The sequence below is a fragment of the Deferrisoma palaeochoriense genome, assembly GCF_054656955.1.
Genome location: NZ_BAAHXI010000017.1, coordinates 42,970 through 59,899 on the forward strand (window position 1 = coordinate 42,970; position 16,930 = coordinate 59,899).

The following is a 16,930-nucleotide window of genomic DNA, read 5'->3' on the forward strand; positions in this document are numbered from 1 at the left end:
GGTCACCCCGCCTTCGGGTACACGACCGTCGCGTGGATCGTGAACGACTTCAGGTTCACCCCACCCTTCGTGACCTGCTTTGTGACCTCGAGGCGCACCCCCCGGAACAGGGGGCTTCGTTCCAGGTCGGTCATGAACCGGGCGATGGTCTGGTTGTCGATCGCGTACCCCTCGAAGTCGACCTGCCCCCCGTTGTCCCGGAGCTTCTCGATCCACATCTTCTCCGGGATCAACCGGGCGATCTCGTACAGCACCCGCGAGGGCCCCCGCTGGCGCTCCTCGAGGCGCGCGATGACATCAAGCTTCTCCTCGAGATCCCGCTTCTTCTTCCGGAACTCCTTGACCTCGCCGATCACCTTCTGGAGCCGGGCGATCTCGGCCTTCCGCTCCGAGATCCGCTGCCGGGCCCTCTCGATGTCGGCCCCGATCATCGCGTGCACGGTGGCGATGGTGCCCGCCACCACCACAAACAACAGCACCACCAGGGCCACGTGGCGCCGGAGGAGTTCCTTGCGCCTCTCGGCGCGGACCGGAAGGAGATTGATGCGGATCATCGCTCGTCGATCCTCCGGAGAGCCAACCCCGTGGCCACCGCGGCCACCGGCCCGATCTCCTCGAGGTAATCGGGGTCGAAGAGCTTTTCCGACCACCGGATCCCCCGGAAGGGGTTCAGGATCTCCACCGGCACCCCCACCCGCTCCTCAACGGCCGCGGCCAGGCCCGGCACCCGGCACCCCCCGCCGCTCAGGAACAGGCGGTGGATCTCCTCCTCGGCGGAGGTGGCGCTGAAAAAGTCGAGCGATCGCTGGATTTCGAGCACCAGGTTCTCGGTGGTGAGCCGGAGGATCTCCAGGGCGTCCTGGGGCCCCAGGGTGCCCACGTGGCCGCCGAGTTTGAGGATCTCGGCTTCCTCGAAGCTCACCCCCAGCTCCTTTTGGATCTCCTCGGTAAAATTGGCCCCGCCCATGGTGATGTCGCGGGTGAAGGTGCTCACCCCTTTCCGAAGCACGTTGATGTTCATGATGCTCGCGCCCACGTCCACGAGCACCACGGTCTTGTCGAGGTGCTCCGGGTAGCCCACCTCGAACACGTTCTCCAGGGCGAAAGCGTCCACGTCCACCACCTGGGGGGTGAGGCCGGCCTCCGTGATCACGGCGGCGTAGTCGTTGATGATGTCCTTTTTGACCGCCACGAGGAGGACCTCCATCTGGCCCTCCTCCTCGGGAACCGGTCCCAGGATCTGGAAATCGACGTTCACCTCATCGATCTCGAAGGGGATATACTGCTCGGCCTCCCACTGGATCTGCTCTTCCAGTTCCTCCTCGGTCATGAGGGGCATCTGGATCTTCTTGACGATCAGGGAGTGGCCGGAAACCGAGGTGGCGACGTTCTTGTTCTTGATTTTGAGATGGGAGAAGAGATTGCGGATCGCCTCGACGACCACGGCCGAGTCCATGATGACGCCGTCGACGATCGCTTCGGGGGGGAGCTGGGCCACGCCCAGGCTTCTGAGTTCGTAGCCCCCCTTGTGGTGCCGGAGCTCAACGGCCTTCAGAAAATGGCTTCCGATATCGAGGCCCACCAGGTTCTTGGGTTTCCAAAGCACCATGCGGAGCTCCTGGCGAAGGCGGGCGGGGGGCACCCGTTCGAACTCCACGGCACCCCACGGAAAATCCCGCCGGATCGTATCGGAGGGGCTTCAGTGTGTCAAGGATCCCCCACTTGGACCGTCCCAAACACAGAAACCCATCGGATAAGCGGGCCCGTCTCTTTAGCCCCTTTCGGTCTTTTTCCTTTTTCTGTCCGTCTCGGTTTCGCGAGCGAAACCAAAACGACCAGAACGTGACGGCCGAACGGAACGGCCGCCGACGGCCCCGAGACGGCAACCGCCGATGGGGGTTGAGCTCGTGGGCCCGACTCCAGAGCATGCACCCGGCCCGAGGCCGGCCATACCCGTAGCAAGAACCGCGCCCTCGAACGGAAACGGGGCGGGCCCCGATGGGACCCGCCCCGTTCTCTGCGCCGGGTGGCCGCCTGGCTTCAGGACTCCTCTTCGCCCCCGGCACCGGCCTCGGCCTCTTCGTCCCGCTCCACCACCCGGGCCACGGCCGCCACCGTCTCCCCCGGCTCGAGGTCGATGAGCTTCACTCCCTGGGTGTTGCGGCCGATCACCGGGATGCCCGAGACCGCGGTGCGGATGATCTTTCCGGAGCTCGCGATCAGGAACACCTGGTCGTCGTCCTCCACCGCCAGGACCCCCACCACCGGCCCGTTTCGCTGGGTGGTCTTGATGGTGATGATGCCCTTGCCCCCCCGGCTCTGGCGGCGGTACTCCTCGAGGGCCGTGCGCTTGCCGTAGCCGTTCTGGGTCACGGTGAGAAGGGTGGTGCCGGGCCGTACCACATCCACGGCCACCACCTCGTCGCCTTCGGCCAGGTCGATCCCCTTGACCCCGCGGCTCGTCCGGCCCGTGGGCCGCACGTCGTCCTCGGAGAACCGGATCGCGAGCCCGGAGCGGGTGCTCAGGACGATCTCCTGGTTCCCGTCGGTCAACCGGGTCGCGATGAGGTCGTCCCCCTCCTCCAGGGTGATGGCCTGGATGCCCCGGTTCTTCCAGGGGTTGGAGAAGGCGCTCAGATCGGTCTTTTTGACCAGCCCCTTGCGGGTGGCCATGAGCACGTACCACCCGTCCAGAAACTCCCGCACCGGCAGGAACGCGGAGATGGACTCCCCCTTCTCGATGGGCAGCAGGTTCACGATGGCCTTGCCCCGGGCGGCCGCCCCCGCCTGGGGGATCTCGTGGACCTTGAGCCAGTACACCTTGCCCTTGTCGCTGAAGAACAGGATGTACGAGTGGGTGGAGGCCACGAACAGGTGCTCCACGAAGTCCTCGTCCCGGGTGGCCATGCCGAGCCGCCCTTTCCCGCCCCGGCGCTGGCTCCGGTAGAGGGACACGGGGTTTCGCTTGATGTACCCTCCGTGGGAGATCGTGACCACCATCTCCTCCTCGGCGATGAGGTCCTCGATGGTGATCTCCTCGGTGCGGGGCACGATCTCGGTGCGGCGCTCGTCGCCGTACTTCTGGCGGATGTCCTCGAACTCGGCCACGAGAATATCCAGCACCTTCTCGTCGCTCGCCAGGATGCTCTCCAGCTCCTCGATGAGCTTCAGGGTCTCCCGATACTCCTCCAGGATCTTGTCGCGCTCGAGCCCCGTGAGCCGGTGGAGCCGGAGGTCCAGAATCGCCTTGGCCTGCTCCTCCGACAGCCCGAACTGCCGCATCAGGCCGTCCTTGGCCTCGGCCGGGGAGGCGCTGCCCCGGATCAGCGCGATCACCGCGTCCAGGTTGTCCAGCGCGATCTTGAACCCCTCCAGCACGTGGGCCCGGGCCCGGGCCTTCCGGAGCTGGTAGTGGGTGCGCCGGATCGTGACCTCCCGGCGGTGGTCAATGTAGTGCTGGAGGGCCTCCTTGATCGTCAGCACCCGGGGCTGGCGGTCCACGATGGCCAGCAGGTTGATCCCGAAGGGGATCTCCATACGGGTCATCTTGTAGAGGCGGTTGAGCACAATGCGGGCGTCCTCGCCCCGCTTGAGCTCCACCACCATCCGGATCCCCTCCCGGTCGGACTCGTCCCGCAGGTCAGAGATCCCCTCGATCTTCTTGTCCCGCACCAGCCCGGCCATCTCCTCAATCAGCTTCGCCTTGTTGACCGTGTAGGGCACCTCGGTGACCACGATGGCCTCCCGGCCCGTGCGGGGGTGGCGCTCGATCACGGCCCGGGCCCGCAGCCGGATGGAGCCCCGGCCCGTTCGGTAGGCCTCGTGGATGCCCTGCACCCCGTAGATGAACGCGCCCGTGGGGAAGTCGGGGCCGGGGAGCACCCGGAGGATGTCGTCCACCGTGGCGTCGGGGTTGCGGGCCAAAAGGATCAGGGCGTTACAGAGCTCGGTCAGGTTGTGGGGCGGGATGTTCGTGCTCATCCCCACCGCGATCCCGGAGCTGCCGTTCGCGAGCAGGTTCGGAATCCGGGACGGCAGAACCAGGGGCTCCTCTAGGGAGCCGTCGTAGTTGGGCCCGAAGTCCACCGTCTCCATGTCGATGTCGGCGAGCATCTCGCCGGCCAACCGGGTCAGCCGCACCTCGGTGTACCGCATGGCCGCGGGGGCGTCGCCGTCGATGGACCCGAAGTTCCCCTGGCCCTCCACCAGGGGATAGCGCAGGCTGAAGTCCTGGGCCATCCGCACCAGGGTGTCGTACACCGCCGCGTCGCCGTGGGGGTGGTATTTCCCGATCACGTCGCCCACCACGCGGGCCGACTTCTTGAACGGCTTGTCCCAACGGTTTCCGAGGTCGTGCATCGCGTAGAGCACGCGCCGGTGCACGGGCTTCAGGCCGTCGCGCACATCCGGAAGCGCCCGGCCCACGATCACGCTCATGGCGTAGTCGAGGTACGAGCGCTTCATCTCCTCTTCGATGGGGATCGGGATCCGGACACTGGGGTTCTGCATGGGTTTCTCCCGTGAAGCGAAGAGCGGGGAATGCCGGGGAAGGGGGGGCGGCGTCAGCCTTCGTCCGCCTCGAAGGCGTTCTCGAACACCTCGACGCGCGGGGCGGGCCCGCCCCAGACGACGGCCACCACGTCGAACCGCAGCGGCACGCCTTCGAGCCGACGCTCCCGCACGAAATATTGGGCCAGCCGGGTGAGTTTGCGCCGTTTGCGGCGGTCCACGGCCTCGTGGGGAGGGCCGTAGGCGGGCCCCGATCGGGTCTTGACCTCGAGGAACACCACGGTGCCCCGGTGCAGGGCCACGCAGTCGATCTCCCCCAGGGGGCAGCGGTAGTTCCGCTCCAGGATACGGTACCCCCGGCTTCGCAGGGCCGCGGCCGCAAGGTCCTCCCCGGCCCGCCCCAGGCCCCGGTTCCCGGACGGCCGGCTCACGGCGCCTCGAAGAGCCCGGCCTGTCGGGGCAAGGGGCCCAGGAGTTCCCTCACCCCCCGGAAGGTGCGGCGGTGGATCGGGCACGGCCCGAGGCGTTCCAGGGCTTCCCGGTGGGCCCTCGTCGGGTACCCCTTGTGGTCCTCAAAGCCGTAACCCGGGTACCGGCGGCCGTACTCGACCATGAGGGCGTCCCGGTGCTCCTTGGCGATCACCGAGGCCGCGGCCACGGCCCAACTGCGTGCGTCCCCCTTGACCAGGGTTTCCTGGGGAAGCGAGAGCGGCAGGCGGTGGATCCCGTCGACCAGGAGGTGGTCGGGCGTCATCCCGAGATCCTCCACCGCCCGGCACATGGCCCGGAGGGTGGCCCGGTGGATGTTCCACCGGTCGATCTCTTCGGGGGTGCACTCCCCGATGCCGACGGCCAGGGCCACCGCCCGGATCCGGGGAACCAGGGCGGCCCGGGCCCCGGAAGCGAGCCTCTTGGAGTCGTCGAGTCCCGGGATCTCGGTCCCGGGGGGCAGGATGACGGCCGCCGCCACCACGGGCCCGGCGAGCGGCCCCCGACCCGCCTCGTCCACCCCGCACACCCGGACGGCGCCGGCGGCAAAGGCCGCCCGATCGGGCTCGCCCATGGCCCGGCCGGCCGTCGGCATCCGAGGCCGCTCCTAGTGGGTGCGCAGTTCCTTGAGCCGCGCGGCCTTCCCGCGGAGGGCGCGCAGGTAGTAGAGCTTGGCCCGCCGCACCTTACTGCGGGAAACGACCTCGATCTTCTCGATCAGGGGGCTGTGCACGGGGAACGTGCGTTCCACACCGACGCCGAAGCTCATCTTCCGCACGGTGATCGTGGACCGAACCCCGCCGCCCTTCTTGGCGATCAGGACGCCCTCGAACACCTGGACCCGGACCTTCTCCCCCTCCCGGATCCGGTAGTGGACCCGGAGCTTGTCCCCGGCGCGGAGATGGGGCACATCCATCCGCATCTGCTCGCGTTCGATGGTCTCGATCACGTTCATGGCTGGCTCCTTCTGGAAGGCTGGAAAGCTGGAAGGCTGGGACGCTGGGGGGGCGCAAACCCCCTCCTAGCCCCCGAGGTTCGCGGTGGTGCCAAACTCGGGTCCTCGCCTTCGTGTCCTACGTCTCGGTTTCTTTCGTCCCCCCCCACAGCCGGTCCACCACGATGGAGGCGGCGGAGCGCACCGACAGATGATTGTACCCCGTGCCGGGGTCCACCGGTTCCAGGAGGGCGTCGCAGGCCTCGAGGGCCTCGGGGGCAAGCCCCCACCCGGTCCCGAACACCACGAGGCCCCCCTCCCGGGCAAGGCGGCGCCTCGCATCGCCAAAAGAGATCCGTCCGTCCCCCCGGCGGGCCGAGGTGGCCAAGACCCACGGCCGGTGCCCCCACAGGGCCCCCAGGTCCCGGAGGGCGCCGGCGAGGTCGGGCACCACCCGGACCGCCTCGAGGGCGGTCCGGCGCCAGGGGTTGGCCCGGCCCCCGGCCCCCTCGACCCAGTGCCGCAGCAGATCCCCCAGGAGCTCCGCCTGGGCCGGCAGCGGGGTCACCACGTAGCACCGGTCGAGCCCGTAGGTGACCGCAAGCCGCGCCAGGTCGTGGACGTCGAGGGGCGTCACCGCGGTGGTCACCACCCGGCCGGTGCGGTCGAGCACCGGATGGTGCACCAGGGCGAGGGCCGCCCTAAGTCTCGTCAAGGTCTTCCCCCCTCAGCACCCGCTCGGCCAACCGCCGCTCCTCCGGGGTGAGGTCGGCCCGCTCCAGGAGATCGGGCCGGCGCCGGGCCGTCCGGAGGATTGCCTGGTGTCGGCGCCACGCGGCGATCTGGGCGTGGTGGCCCGACAGCAGGACCCCGGGCACCTCCATCCCCCGGAACACCCTCGGCCGGGTGTACTGGGGATACTCGAGGAGTCCGGCGGTCAGGCTTTCCTCCACCGGGGAGGCGTCGTCCCCCAGAACCCCCGGCACGAGCCGCGCCGTGGCCTCCAAGATCACCCAGGCGGCCGCCTCGCCGCCCATGAGCACGTAATCCCCCACCGAGACCTCGTCGTCGCAGAAGGCCCGGACGCGCTCGTCGAATCCCTCGTAACGACCGCACACCAGGGCGATCGACCCTGTGGCCGCGAACTCCCGGGCCACCTCCTGGCGAAACGGCCGGCCCTGGGGCGTCAGGAGCACCACCCGGACCCCGGGGTCCCGGGCCCGCACGTGCTCGATCGCGTTCACCACCGGGCCGGGCTTCATGACCATGCCGGCGCCCCCGCCGAAGGGGTAATCGTCGGTGACCCGGTGACGCCCCTCCCCGAACTCCCTCAGGTCCACGAGATGCACCGCGACCTTCCCCTCGGCCACGGCCCGGCCGAGGATCCCCTCGTCCAGCGGCCCCCGGAACATCCCGGGAAACAGGGTCACCACGTGGACCGTCAGTCCCACAGCCCCTCCGGGACCCGCACGGTGATGCGGCCGGCGTCCAGGTCGATCGCGAGAACCCACTGGCTGACCACGGGGAGCATGCGCTCCGCCCCGCCCTCGGTCCGAATCACGAGCACGTCGTGGGCGCCCGAGTCGAACACGTCCACCACCCGGCCGAGCGCCTCCCCGCCCTCCCCCACCACCTCGCAGTCCAGGAGGTCGGCGTGGTAGTACTCGTCGGGCCCGAGGGGGGGCAGTTCGCTCCGATCCACGCACAGCACGGCGTGGGTCAGTTCACGAACCGCCTCCGGGGTGTCGTACCCCTGGAACTTCACGAGCACGAACCGGCCGTGGATCCGGTGGTGTTCCACCTGTGCGGGCTCGGGCCCCCGACCGCGGTCCAAGTAGAAGCGGGTGTACCCCTCGAGCCCCCTCGGAAGGCTGCCCTGGGGGTCCACCCGCACCTCCCCGCGAACCCCGTGGGGCCGGCCCACCCGGCCCACGGCCACGTAGCGGGCCCGACCCATGGTCTACCGGAGCCTTGGCCTCAGGCCCCCGCGCTCTCCGCCGGCTTGGACCGGGCCTTGGCCCAGACCCCGGCCTTCCGCAGCAGGCTGCGCACCGTGTCCGAGGGCTGGGCCCCGTTGCCAAGCCAGTAGAGCACCCGGTCCTCCTTGACCTCGATCGTGGCCGGGTCGGTCAGGGGGTTGTAGGTCCCCAGCACCTCGAGGAACCGCCCGTCCCGGGGGGCCTCGGCCGGAGCCGCCACGATCCGGTAAAACGGGCGCTTCTTGGAACCGTGGCGCGCGAGTCGAATGCGTACTGCCATGGTGTGTTCGCTCCTTGTGTCGCCTTGAACTTCCTGCTGGGACGCCAGAAAGCTAGAACGCTGTCCCCCTCCCGGGTTCCAGCGTGATTGGTGTCCGGTGCCCTCTCGGCGGTACTTAGCCGCCGGGGGTCACCCCCCCAGGGGCAGCCGGGGCATCCATCCGCCCTTTCGTTTCTTCTTTCCCCCCTTTTTGCCCATCCCCATCATCCCCATCCGCTTCATCATCTTGCGGGCGTCCTGGTACCGCCGGATGAGCCGGTTCACGTCCTCGACCCGGGTCCCGCTGCCCCGGGCGATCCGGCGCCGGCGGCTCGCGTTCAGGATCTCGGGCTTGCGGCGTTCCTCCGGCGTCATGCTGTCGATGATCGCGATCACCCGCACGAGCTCGCGCTCGTCCACCTGGAGGTTCTTCATCTGCCCCATGCCCGGGACCATCTTCAGCAGATCTTCCAGACTGCCGAGCTTCCGGAGCATCTGGAGCTGGTCGCGGAAGTCTTCCAGGCTGAAGCGGTTCTTCCGAAGCTTCTCTTCGAGATCCCGCGCCGAGTCCTCGTCGATGGCCTGCTCGGCCTTCTCGATCAGGCTCAGAACGTCGCCCATCCCGAGAATGCGGGACGCCATCCTCTCGGGATGGAACACCTCGAGGGCGTCGAGCTTCTCGCCCACACCCACGAGCTTGATCGGCCGATTCGTGACCGCCTGGATCGACAGGGCCGCGCCGCCCCGGGCGTCGCCGTCGGCCTTGGTGAGCACCACGCCGGAGATGCCCACGGCCTCGTCGAACGCCTTGGCCACGTTCACCGCGTCCTGGCCGGTCATGGCGTCGGCGACCAGCAGAACCTCCCGCGGATCCAGCAGGTCCTTAAGCCGCCGGAGCTCGTCCATGAGCTCCTCGTCCACGTGGAGCCGGCCGGCGGTGTCGACGAGGACCGTGTCGTACCCCCCGCGCCGGGCCTCCTCGAGGGCCGCCCGGCAGATCTCGACCGGGTCCTGGTCGGGCCGCGAGGGGTAGGCCGGCACGCCCACATCCGAGGCCACCTTGTGGAGCTGGTCGATGGCCGCGGGCCGGTACACGTCGGCCGGCACGAGGTACGGGTCCCGCCCCAGCCGGCGCTTCAGGTACAGGGCCAGCTTCCCGGCCGTGGTCGTCTTCCCGGAGCCCTGCAGGCCCACCAGCATCACGGGCACCGGGGGTTTGCCCGCCACGTCCAACGGGGCCGCGTGCTCCCCCATCATCCGGACCAGCTCGTCGTGGACGATCTTCACGACGGTCTGGGCCGGGGTGAGGCTCCGCAGCACCTCCTGGCCCTGGGCCCGCTCCCGCACCGCCTCCACGAAGTCCCGGACCACCCGATAGTGGACGTCGGCCTCCAGAAGGGCGAGCCGCACCTCCCGTAACGCGGCCTGGATGTCCCGCTCCCCGAGGCGCCCCTTGCCCCGCAGCGAGCGAAAGACACCGCTCAGCTTTTCCGATAGCGAATCGAACATGGAGTGTCCCGACCCGAGCGCACAACTCGGGTGTCCCCCCGGAGAATTCGGAAACGGGGACTATAGGAGAGGCATCAAGAGGGTGTCAAGGAGAAACCGAGGCCGCGAAGAACCGGTCGCCGGGTTCCACGGCCGCGCGACTCTCCACCAGGACGGCCGCGGATGTCTTTTCCTCGACCCCGATCACCACGGCCCGCGCCAACGGTGACCGCAGGTCCACAAGGCCCTGGGCGTCGTCCAGGGCCTCCGACGCCGGGAACTCGAGCACCACTCCGGGCTCGAGGCCGTGGATCCGCCCCCGGTCCAGAAACACGAGGTCATCGGTTCCCAACACGGTCCGGTCGGGCTGGCCCCGGAGCACCACCCCCTCCACACCCCGGGAGGCACCCGTCGCCGTCACCTGCTCCACCGGGGCCCGGAACGGCATGACCCCGGCCCCGTTCTCCACGGCGTCGTACCCCTCCAGGATGCGCGCGACCGCCCGGCCGGCCTCGACCGACTCGACCTCGAGGTGTGCCAGAACCCGGACGTACCACCCCACGGGCTCCCCGTTGCGCGGGTGGACCACCGGCTCCCGGTCGTCGAAGGCGGTGAGGCGGTCTCCGGGCCGAACCGAGGCGCCGGGGTTGAGGGCGATCTCCACATCCTCCCCGGGCGCGTAGGCCACCTTTCGTTGGGCCCGGGTATCCACCACCCCGAGCCGGGCGACCGGATGGGAGGACACGAAATCGAGCGCCCGCGCCCGAACGAACCGGTACGTCTTCGCCTCCGGTGCGGCCCCCCGGGGCTCCCGGGTGCCGGCCCCGGAGGGTCCCGCCCCCGCCTCGTCCGGCGTCGCCGGCTCCCCCGCCCGGGCCGGAACCAACCGCTCCACCGGAAGCCTCACGACCCGGCCCGCGGCCTCCCTCTGGCGGGCCGCCGGCCGGGCGAACCGGATCTCATCCCCCGGGAAGATCCAGTGGGGGTTTCGGATCTGGGGGTTCAGGGCCCAGAGTTCCGGCCAGAGCGTGGGATCGCTCCACCGGCGGGCCGAGAGGTCCCAGAGGGTATCGCCGGGAACCACCCGGTACACGGGTTCGGCCGCGCCCGCGGTCGCCGCCCCCAACACCACTGCCGCCAAGAGGATGCGCGCCTTCACGGTGTCTCCTCCCTGGTTCCACCCAGTGCCCCGCTGGAAGGCTGGAAAGCTGGAAGGCCAGAAGGCGGGACGCCTTCGAGGCCCCGGCTCGGTGGTCCAACCTCGCCCCTGTCTCCCGAACGACCGAATCGTCGCGTACGCGGGCCCCCGGGCGGGTACTTCGCCGGCTCACCCCCCGAGCTTCTTCCGGGCCTCCCGCGCCGCCTCGCTTTGCGGATACTGTTCCACCACCCGGCTCCAGAACACCCGGGCCTTCCCGGGCTCCCCTAGGCGCTCGTAGGAGAGCCCGATCTTGAGGAGGGCGTCCGGAGCCTTGGGCTCGTGGCCGTAGCGGTCCACCACCTTCTGGAACTCCACGATGGCTTGCTCATACTGCCCCTGGGAATAGTAACACTCCCCGACCCAGTATTGGGCGTTGTCCGCGTATTCGTGGTCGGGATACCGGGCCACAAACTCCTCGAAGTCGAGGATCGCCGCCCCGTATCGGCCCTCCCGGTACGCGTTGAACGCCCGCCGGTACAGGGCGATCGGCTCCGAGAGCGTGGCCGGGGGCTCTTCCGCCGGAGACGGGGCCGGCTCGGGGGGTTCCAAACGGATCACCCGGAGCTCCGGCTGTTCCCGGACGGCCCCCTTCTTTTCGGCCGGTCGGGTCACCGACTCAAGCCGGGCCTCCAAGGCATCCACCCGGGCCCTCAGGCCCAAAAGGGCGCGGTTCATCTCGTCGAGGCGGAGCTCCAGCCGGGCCCGGGACTGCTCGAGTTCCTGCACCCGGGGTTCCCAGGGCGGGGGTTCGTCCTTGGGGGGCGCGGCGGCGCACCCCGCCAGGAGGACCGCCGCCAGACCGGACAACCCCAGCGAAACCCACCCGCGACTGGCCTGTGACACCCCTTGTCCCTCCTTCTCGCTCGCGAACAAACCGGAAGCGCCCCTCCAGGCCCCCGCCCCGGTTCCACGTCCCGTCGCATACCATACCACCGGGGCTTGCGGCCTACCAAGGACCGAAAGTTTGACAACGTCGTTTGTTTGTTATTACGCTTCACAAGCAGTCCTGGCGACCTGGCGATGCTGCACCGGACGGACAGACCAAGGGCCCTTGGAGCAAGGAGCAGGCCATGCAAGGTCTCAAGGTACCCGAAGCCACCATCAAGCGTCTTTCCATCTACATGCGGGTGTTGAGGGATCTAGAGAAGAAGGGGGTGGAGGTCATCTCCAGCGCCGAACTCGCCGATATTTGCGGCGTAAACGCTGCGCAAATCCGCAAAGATCTCACCTACTTCGGAGAATTTGGGGTCCGAGGGGTAGGCTACTACGTGAAAGAACTCCACTTCGATATCCGAAAGGTGCTGGGGCTCAACCAGAAACGCAACGTGGCCCTGATCGGGGTGGGCAACCTGGGGCGGGCCCTCGCCAGTTATCGGAGCTTCACGGAACACGGATACGTTTTCGTGGCGGCCTTTGACGTGGACCCGAAAAAGGTGGGTACTTTTCTGCCCTCTGGAATTCCCATCGAGCACCTCGATGAGCTGCCCCGGGTGGCGAGGGAAAAAAAGATTGAGATCGCGATCATCACCACCCCGGCCGAGGCGGCCCAGGAGGCCGCCGACGCGGCCGTGCGGGCCGGGATCCGGGGCATTCTCAACTTCGCCCCGGTGCAGGTGAGCGTGCCGGAGCACGTGAAGATGAAACGGGTTGACCTTACGACCGAGTTCGATAACCTCGTATACCACCTTTCCTCCGGAGCGTAGGACGAAAGCCCCATGGCCGACTGGATCTTGGAAAACCCGGAAAACGTCACCGAGGCCGACGTCGTGGTCGGCATCCCGAGCTACAACGAGGCGGACGCCATCGCGTTCCCGACCGAACAGGCATCACTGGGGCTGCGCGAATACTTCGCGGGCTACCGAACCGTGGTCGTCAACTGCGACAACGCGAGCACCGACGGCACGAAGGAGGCGTTCTTCAACGCCCCGTGCACCGTGCCCCGGATCTACGTGTCCACCCCTCCCGGGGTGAAGGGCAAGGGGAACAACTTCCGCAACCTCTTCCGGCTGGTCACGGAGCTCGGCGCCAAGGCCGTGGTCGTGGTGGACGCGGATCTCAAGAGCATCACCCCCAAGTGGATCAAAGCCCTCGGGGAACCCCTCCTGGACGATTTCGGGTTTGTGGCGCCCCTGTATCTTCGGCACAAATACGACGGGACGATCACCAACAACATCGCCTACCCCCTGACCCGTTGCCTGTACGGCCGCAGAGTCCGCCAGCCCATCGGCGGGGACTTCGGGTTCTCGGGGGAACTCGCCAGGTTTTACCTGGAGCATGAAACCTGGAACGACGACGTGGCCCAGTTCGGCATCGACATCTGGATGACGACGCTGGCCATGTATTTCCGCAAGCCCATCACCCAGGCGTTCTTGGGCAGGCCCAAAATTCACCGCCCCAAGGACCCGGCCGCCAGCCTCGGGCCGATGTTCCGCCAGGTGGTGGGCACCATCTTCCACCTGATGGAGCCGTTCGCCCCGTTCTGGCGGGAGGTGCGGCGCAGTCGCCCCACCGCGATCTTCGGGTTCGGCCTCGGCGAAACGGAGCAACCGCCGCCGGTTCATGTCGACGTGGAGGCTCTGTACCGGAAGTTCCGGGAGGGGGCGAACGAGTACGATGCCGCGTGGAAGGAGGCCCTCGCGCCGGCAACTTACGCAAAGCTCGCGGAGGTTCGGGAACTCGAACCGGCCCAGTTCGAGTTCCCCGTGCCCCTCTGGGCCCACGTGCTCTTCGACATGGCCGTCGCCCATCGCGACCGGGTACTCCCCCGGGAGCAGCTTCTGGACTCCCTGGCGCCCCTGTACTTTGGGCGGACCCTCTCGTTCGTGCGCTCCACCGAGGGCATGGCGTTGCAGCAGGCCGAGGAATACGTCGAAGAGCAGTGCCTCGTGTTCGAGGAAGCCAAGCCCTACCTGATCGAGCGCTGGGGCGCCTGAGCCCTGGCCGAAAGGAGGCGATCGTGGCTCGCATTCTGATCGTGGACGACGAAGAGCACATCCGCACGCTCTACACCCTGGAACTCGAGGACGAGGGGCACGAGGTCCTGGCCCTAGAAACCGGCAAAGACATCGTTCCACATGTGGAGGAGTTCCGGCCGGATGTGGTGATCCTCGACATCAAGATGGTGGACGTGAGCGGCCTGGACGTGCTCCAGGAGCTCCGCAACCGGTTTTACGACCTTCCCGTGATCCTGTGCTCCGCCTACGGCTCGTACAAGGGCGACGTGAAGAGCGTGGCCGCGGACTACTACGTGGTGAAGTCCTCGGACCTGACGGAACTGAAGCGAAAGATCCAGCAGGCCCTGGAGGCGAAGATCCCCGAGACATGACCCGACGCCGCGGATCTCCCGGCTCCCCACGCCGGCCCCACGGGCCGGCGTTTTTGGTGCCTGGAGCTCTTCCACGGCCGCCGAAGATACTATTACCCAGGCGGCTAAATAGGCGCGCTAGGCCGCCGCGGTCTTGACCCCGGGACCGGAGACCGCAGACCGGCGACCGTGCCAGGTGCCAGAAGACAGACGACAGAGGACAGGGGTGCTCTGACATTTGACCTCTGAATTCTGGCCCCCGATACGGCAGCCGCCCCCACGGGCTGGCCGGCGTGATAACGCCGGAATCCCGAACGCTCTTAGCCGCCTAGCTGCCGCGCAGCCAGCCGCCTGGCCGAAGTGACTCGGAAGGATACCAAACCCATGGTCAAGTACATCGCCGTGGCCGGCAATATGGGAAGCGGCAAATCGAGCCTGGTGGAGTTCCTGTGCCGCCGGTACCCCGAGATCCGCCCCTTTTACGAGCGCAACGCGGAAAACCCGTACCTGGAGGATTTCTACCGGGACATGGGGCGCTGGGCGTTCCACTCCCAGGTGTACTTCCTGACCCTCAAGTTCCGGGTCCACCAGGAACTCGACGCGTGCCCGCAGACCGTGATCCAGGACCGTACCATTTACGAGGACGCCGAGATCTTCGCCGAGAACCTCCACCGCCGGGGGCTCCTGGCCGGCCGGGACTACGAGGCCTACCGGCTCCTCTACGACACGATCCGGGCGAGCCTGAACCCTCCGGATCTCCTCATCTACCTGAAATCCAGCATGGCGACGATCCGGAAGCGGATCCGCAGGCGGGGCCGGTCGTTTGAGCAGGGGGTGGACCCCGGGTATCTTAGAGACCTCAACCGCCTCTACCGCTCCTGGATCCGGCGCTACGACCTCTCCCCGGTGCTCGTCATCGACGCGGACCGGCTCGATTTCATCCACGACCTGGTGGACCGGTTGGAGGTGCTGGAGACGATCGAGAAATACCTGTAAGGGGGGTGAGCTTCGGCCGATGGCCGGGCGGCAGGCAGCGGGGGGTGGAACCGGTGCCCCTCGGGCCACCGATCGGCCCCCCCAGCCCCCCGTTTGCGCCCCACTCGAGGGGGCTTGCGCACCTGCACGGGCCTTCGTTACGGCGGTGGCTCTGGACCGACCCGGGCGCAGGCGATCTGGTGGAGGGCCGAGGCGAGGTTGAACCCCTCGCCGTATTTACCCTGATGACATTCCCCGCAGGCCTCGGCCGCATCGCGCGAACCCCGGGAGATCTCCGCGGCCGGATGGAGGCTGCCGGGACCGTGACAGGCCTCACACTGAACCCCTGCCAAAAGGGAGCCCGACTCCTTTCCCGGACAACACCCCGCCGCCGTTCCGAACCCGGTGGTGTGACACTGCAGGCACTCCGGCTTGTCGCGGTCTGCGCCCTGGAGCAGCCCCAGGGCCCTTGCGTGGCGTCCGTTGCGCCATGCCTCGGCGTGACGGGGATGGCACTCGCCGCAGGCCGAGGCGCCCGCAAAAACCGGCTCCAACCCCTCGGCGTTCACGTCCACCTCCATGTCGCGGATCTCCCTTCCCCGCCACCGCCACAGTCCGGCGCGACGGTAGTAGGCATCGACGATCCGGCGCACATCGGCGCACTCCGGGAACTCCGGCCGCAAGGGGACAAACCGGTGGCGCACTCCCCACCCGTCCGGTTTCGGATCGAGGGAAACCAGCGTGAGGAACTTTCCCAGTTGGCTCGCACCCACGATCCAGGCGTCTCCCACCCGCCACGGCAACATGAGCCGATCCCTCGGGTCACCGGCCAGGTACGCCGTCACCCCGGGGACGGTGCGCGCCATCACCCGGAAGTCTTTGGGGTGAACCGCTCCCACCACCAGGATGGCATCGCAGCCCCTGTGGGTGAGTTCCGGCAACCAGCGGCGCACGGCGTGCCATGTGGGGGCCACCCGGTAACGCTCTCCCAGCGCTTTGGGGGAAGCCCTCGTGTCCGTCACGCCCAGGAAGCCGATGCGCACTCCCCCGCGATCCAGCACGATAAAGGGTGCGAACACGGGTTCCTGGGTCTCGGCATCCACCAGGTTCCCGCTGATGAACGGGTAGCCGGCCGATTCGGCCCACTTCTTCAAGGGTTCCACGCCCGCGGCGAGGTCGTAGGCCCCCACCACCTGGAGGTCCAGCCCGAGGGCCCGGTGTCCCTCCACCAGGCACCGCGCCTTCGCGAGCCAGGGTTCGCGTTCCGACGGGGCCAGCCATGCCCGGGGAAACAGGGCGTTTCCCCCATCCAGGACCACGACCTCGACCCCACGGGTCTTGAGGTCCCTCACGTACCACGCCTTCTTGGCAAGACCGCCAAGCGGGTTGTCCGCTCACCCGCAAAGGCCGAGCGTCGATCTCAGGTCCGCCGTGTAGACCAAGTGCACCCCGTCATCCGCCCAACCGATCCCGGCCCACACCACGGCCATCCCCAGAACTACCCCGACCCATTTTCCCATGACCCCTCCGTTTCCCCCGTTACTCACGCCAATGAAAGTGTTGCCAGATTCCGGCCGTTGCTACGGGAACCAGCGGGTGGGGGGCTGGTGGAGAGCCGGGTGCGGCCCCTCACGTAGCCGCGCGCCCACCCAGGTCCTGCGGCCATACCGCTCCACCCCCGATGCTTCGGGCGAGGCATTCCTCCGCGCATCGGAACGGGCATGGATGTGAAGGATAGCACATTCACCGCAAGAAGCCAGGGGAATAACGCGGCGGGGATACTGGAACAGAT

At 68.1% G+C, this 16,930-nt stretch carries 19 protein-coding genes; 4 read left to right on the forward strand and 15 right to left on the reverse strand.

Annotated elements, in window-relative coordinates:
• Positions 1 to 2 precede the first annotated feature (2 nt).
• The 13 genes from ACYQ8L_RS06720 to ybgF form a co-directional block, all read right to left on the reverse strand.
• Positions 3 to 554 carry a PilN domain-containing protein gene (locus ACYQ8L_RS06720; protein WP_459941014.1) on the reverse strand — a complete coding sequence of 184 codons (552 nt, stop codon included), beginning with the start codon at positions 552 to 554 and terminating at the stop codon, positions 3 to 5.
• Entirely contained in the window at positions 551 to 1,609 is a 1,059-nt protein-coding gene (pilM, locus tag ACYQ8L_RS06725) for a type IV pilus assembly protein PilM (protein ID WP_459941015.1), read from the reverse strand. Before pilM ends, ACYQ8L_RS06720 begins: the two co-directional genes overlap by 4 nt.
• A gap of 431 nt (positions 1,610 to 2,040) precedes the next feature.
• On the reverse strand, positions 2,041 to 4,509 hold the full coding sequence (gene gyrA / locus ACYQ8L_RS06730) for a DNA gyrase subunit A (RefSeq protein WP_459941016.1): 2,469 nt from the start codon (positions 4,507 to 4,509) through the stop codon (positions 2,041 to 2,043).
• A 53-nt stretch (positions 4,510 to 4,562) separates the two neighbouring features.
• Entirely contained in the window at positions 4,563 to 4,940 is a 378-nt protein-coding gene (locus tag ACYQ8L_RS06735; protein ID WP_459941017.1) for a YraN family protein, read from the reverse strand.
• A complete protein-coding gene (gene rnhB / locus ACYQ8L_RS06740; protein ID WP_459941018.1) occupies positions 4,937 to 5,593 on the reverse strand; it encodes a ribonuclease HII in 657 nt (218 codons plus the stop codon). Before rnhB ends, ACYQ8L_RS06735 begins: the two co-directional genes overlap by 4 nt.
• A gap of 12 nt (positions 5,594 to 5,605) precedes the next feature.
• Complete coding sequence (rplS, locus tag ACYQ8L_RS06745; protein WP_459941019.1) at positions 5,606 to 5,953, reverse strand: 50S ribosomal protein L19; 348 nt, start codon at positions 5,951 to 5,953, stop codon at positions 5,606 to 5,608.
• 118 nt (positions 5,954 to 6,071) lie between these two features.
• Positions 6,072 to 6,647 (reverse strand): RNA methyltransferase, encoded by a 576-nt coding sequence (locus ACYQ8L_RS06750; RefSeq protein ID WP_459941020.1) that lies wholly within the window; start codon positions 6,645 to 6,647, stop codon positions 6,072 to 6,074.
• Entirely contained in the window at positions 6,634 to 7,377 is a 744-nt protein-coding gene (trmD, locus tag ACYQ8L_RS06755; protein WP_459941031.1) for a tRNA (guanosine(37)-N1)-methyltransferase TrmD, read from the reverse strand. The genes ACYQ8L_RS06750 and trmD overlap by 14 nt, the downstream gene beginning before the upstream one ends.
• Positions 7,374 to 7,889 carry a ribosome maturation factor RimM gene (gene rimM, locus ACYQ8L_RS06760; RefSeq protein WP_459941021.1) on the reverse strand — a complete coding sequence of 172 codons (516 nt, stop codon included), beginning with the start codon at positions 7,887 to 7,889 and terminating at the stop codon, positions 7,374 to 7,376. Before rimM ends, trmD begins: the two co-directional genes overlap by 4 nt.
• A 20-nt stretch (positions 7,890 to 7,909) precedes the next feature.
• Positions 7,910 to 8,191 carry a 30S ribosomal protein S16 gene (gene rpsP, locus ACYQ8L_RS06765; RefSeq protein ID WP_459941022.1) on the reverse strand — a complete coding sequence of 94 codons (282 nt, stop codon included), beginning with the start codon at positions 8,189 to 8,191 and terminating at the stop codon, positions 7,910 to 7,912.
• Positions 8,192 to 8,320: 129 nt separating this feature from the next.
• Positions 8,321 to 9,679 carry a signal recognition particle protein gene (gene ffh / locus ACYQ8L_RS06770; protein ID WP_459941023.1) on the reverse strand — a complete coding sequence of 453 codons (1,359 nt, stop codon included), beginning with the start codon at positions 9,677 to 9,679 and terminating at the stop codon, positions 8,321 to 8,323.
• A gap of 85 nt (positions 9,680 to 9,764) precedes the next feature.
• A complete protein-coding gene (locus ACYQ8L_RS06775) occupies positions 9,765 to 10,817 on the reverse strand; it encodes a LysM peptidoglycan-binding domain-containing protein (protein ID WP_459941024.1) in 1,053 nt (350 codons plus the stop codon).
• A gap of 168 nt (positions 10,818 to 10,985) precedes the next feature.
• A complete protein-coding gene (gene ybgF / locus ACYQ8L_RS06780; protein ID WP_459941025.1) occupies positions 10,986 to 11,702 on the reverse strand; it encodes a tol-pal system protein YbgF in 717 nt (238 codons plus the stop codon).
• A 227-nt stretch (positions 11,703 to 11,929) separates the two neighbouring features.
• Here ybgF and ACYQ8L_RS06785 point away from each other — a divergent pair, with 227 nt between their 5' ends.
• The 4 genes from ACYQ8L_RS06785 to ACYQ8L_RS06800 all read left to right on the forward strand — a co-directional run bounded on the left by ACYQ8L_RS06785 (position 11,930) and on the right by ACYQ8L_RS06800 (position 15,159).
• Entirely contained in the window at positions 11,930 to 12,562 is a 633-nt protein-coding gene (locus tag ACYQ8L_RS06785) for a redox-sensing transcriptional repressor Rex (protein WP_459941026.1), read from the forward strand.
• Between the two features lie 12 nt (positions 12,563 to 12,574).
• Entirely contained in the window at positions 12,575 to 13,792 is a 1,218-nt protein-coding gene (locus ACYQ8L_RS06790; protein ID WP_459941027.1) for a glycosyl transferase, read from the forward strand.
• Between the two features lie 20 nt (positions 13,793 to 13,812).
• Positions 13,813 to 14,184 carry a response regulator gene (locus ACYQ8L_RS06795; protein WP_459941032.1) on the forward strand — a complete coding sequence of 124 codons (372 nt, stop codon included), beginning with the start codon at positions 13,813 to 13,815 and terminating at the stop codon, positions 14,182 to 14,184.
• A 363-nt stretch (positions 14,185 to 14,547) separates the two neighbouring features.
• On the forward strand, positions 14,548 to 15,159 hold the full coding sequence (locus ACYQ8L_RS06800) for a deoxynucleoside kinase (RefSeq protein WP_459941028.1): 612 nt from the start codon (positions 14,548 to 14,550) through the stop codon (positions 15,157 to 15,159).
• Positions 15,160 to 15,296: 137 nt separating this feature from the next.
• Here ACYQ8L_RS06800 and ACYQ8L_RS06805 read toward each other — a convergent pair whose 3' ends face one another.
• Complete coding sequence (locus ACYQ8L_RS06805; protein ID WP_459941029.1) at positions 15,297 to 16,490, reverse strand: multiheme c-type cytochrome; 1,194 nt, start codon at positions 16,488 to 16,490, stop codon at positions 15,297 to 15,299.
• A 42-nt stretch (positions 16,491 to 16,532) separates the two neighbouring features.
• Positions 16,533 to 16,658 carry a hypothetical protein gene (locus ACYQ8L_RS06810; protein WP_459941030.1) on the reverse strand — a complete coding sequence of 42 codons (126 nt, stop codon included), beginning with the start codon at positions 16,656 to 16,658 and terminating at the stop codon, positions 16,533 to 16,535.
• Positions 16,659 to 16,930 lie beyond the last annotated feature (272 nt).

Coding starts and splice junctions, on each gene's coding strand:
- ffh (WP_459941023.1), bottom strand. CDS start 9,679: ATGTTCGATTCGCTATCGGAAAAGCTGAGCGGTGTCTTTCGCTCGCTG.
- ACYQ8L_RS06720 (WP_459941014.1), bottom strand. CDS start 554: ATGATCCGCATCAATCTCCTTCCGGTCCGCGCCGAGAGGCGCAAGGAA.
- rpsP (WP_459941022.1), bottom strand. CDS start 8,191: ATGGCAGTACGCATTCGACTCGCGCGCCACGGTTCCAAGAAGCGCCCG.
- rnhB (WP_459941018.1), bottom strand. CDS start 5,593: ATGCCGACGGCCGGCCGGGCCATGGGCGAGCCCGATCGGGCGGCCTTT.
- ACYQ8L_RS06790 (WP_459941027.1), top strand. CDS start 12,575: ATGGCCGACTGGATCTTGGAAAACCCGGAAAACGTCACCGAGGCCGAC.
- pilM (WP_459941015.1), bottom strand. CDS start 1,609: ATGGTGCTTTGGAAACCCAAGAACCTGGTGGGCCTCGATATCGGAAGC.
- rimM (WP_459941021.1), bottom strand. CDS start 7,889: ATGGGTCGGGCCCGCTACGTGGCCGTGGGCCGGGTGGGCCGGCCCCAC.
- ACYQ8L_RS06785 (WP_459941026.1), top strand. CDS start 11,930: ATGCAAGGTCTCAAGGTACCCGAAGCCACCATCAAGCGTCTTTCCATC.
- rplS (WP_459941019.1), bottom strand. CDS start 5,953: ATGAACGTGATCGAGACCATCGAACGCGAGCAGATGCGGATGGATGTG.
- ACYQ8L_RS06810 (WP_459941030.1), bottom strand. CDS start 16,658: ATGGGAAAATGGGTCGGGGTAGTTCTGGGGATGGCCGTGGTGTGGGCC.
- ACYQ8L_RS06800 (WP_459941028.1), top strand. CDS start 14,548: ATGGTCAAGTACATCGCCGTGGCCGGCAATATGGGAAGCGGCAAATCG.
- gyrA (WP_459941016.1), bottom strand. CDS start 4,509: ATGCAGAACCCCAGTGTCCGGATCCCGATCCCCATCGAAGAGGAGATG.